Source organism: Halomonas sp. BM-2019, assembly GCF_017584085.1.
Window position 1 is genome coordinate 2,517,323 of the sequence record NZ_CP071922.1, and the last position, 1,290, is coordinate 2,518,612.

General features: G+C 75.9%; 1 protein-coding gene and 1 pseudogene. Both read right to left on the minus strand.

All coding sequences use genetic code 11. From position 1 onward, the window contains the following. Positions 1 to 402 (minus strand): annotated as a pseudogene (locus J5F18_RS12565) (thiol reductant ABC exporter subunit CydC); the annotation flags it as partial. Continuing rightward, positions 395 to 1,290: ATP-binding cassette domain-containing protein (locus tag J5F18_RS12570; protein ID WP_346298958.1), on the minus strand; the 896-nt coding region annotated here is incomplete at its 5' end. The pseudogene J5F18_RS12565 and the gene J5F18_RS12570, both read right to left, overlap by 8 nt.

A 1,290-nucleotide genomic window follows, 5' to 3' on the forward strand; every position in this document is an offset into this window, starting at 1 on the left:
GAGCCAGTCGCTGGCCCGGCGCCGAGCCAGGGCGTGACCGTCGAGTGCCGCCAGGGCGCCGAACAGCCGCGCGCGCAGGTCGGCCAGCAGGCGCAGCACGGTGTCGTGGTTGTAGAGCCGCTCCAGGTAGCGGGCGACGGTGCGCGTGACCGCAAAGAGGCGGATGCCGCCGCCCGGCACATAGACATCCAGGCTGACCGCCACCCCCGCGGCCAGCAGCAGGCCGGTCAGGGCGGTCGCCGTGATGAACCAGCCGGAGAGGGCCAGCAGGCCGATGGCCGAGGCCATGGTCAGCGCCATCAGCCCCGCACCGCCGAGCAGCCGCCAGCGACGCCGGGCCAGCAGCCTGAGCCAGGGACGCAGCGCGGCGGGCAGCGAGGCGACGTGGCGACGATCAGCCATGGATGACCTCCCGGACCCGGCCCGCGTCGATCACCAGGCGTCGCGTCGCCATGGCGATCAGCGCCGGATGGTGGGTGGCGATCACCAGGGTGCGCCCCGCCTCGGCCAGCGCGGCGAGCGCCGCCACCACCCGGGCCTCGGCGTCGGCATCGAGGCTCGCCGTGGGCTCGTCGAGCAGCACCAGGGGAGCCCGGGAGAGGAAGACCCGCGCCAGGGCCAGGCGCTGGGCCTGACCGCCGGAGAGCCCGGCGCCGCGCTCGCCCAGCGGCGTCTCGAGGTTCTCGGGCAGCCGCGCCAGCAGCTCCCCCAGGCCGGCCATGGCCAGCGCCTCCTGCATGGCCTGCGCCGAGGCCTCAGGGGCGGCCAGCCGCAGGTTGTCGGCCAGGCTCCCCTGGATCAACAGCGGCCGCTGGTCCATCCAGGCGACCGTCAGGCCCTCCGCCAGGCGGCGCTCGCCCTCCCCGGGACCGACGAAGCCGGCCAGCAGCTGCAGCAGGGTCGACTTGCCGGCCCCTGAGGGGCCGGTCAGAGCCACCACCTCGCCGGGGCCCAGGCGCAGGTCGAGCGGGCCCAGCACCCGGCCGCGGCCGGGATGGGTCACGCCGGCGGCCGCCAGTTCGGCCAGCGCCTCCGGCGCCAGGGGCGAGGGGGGCCGGGTGCCGCGCACCGGGTCGGGCGTCGCCTCGAGGAGCGCCAGCAGGCCATCGGCGGCCCCCAGGGCGGCGGCGCGGTCGTGGTAGTGCTGGGAGAGGGTGCGCAGCGGCTGGAAGAACTCCGGTGCCAGCAGCAGCACCAGCAGCCCGCTGAACAGGGTGAGCTCCGGCGAGGGGCCATAGGTGATATAGCCGAGCAGGCCGAAGCCCACGTAGATGGCCACCACGGCGATGG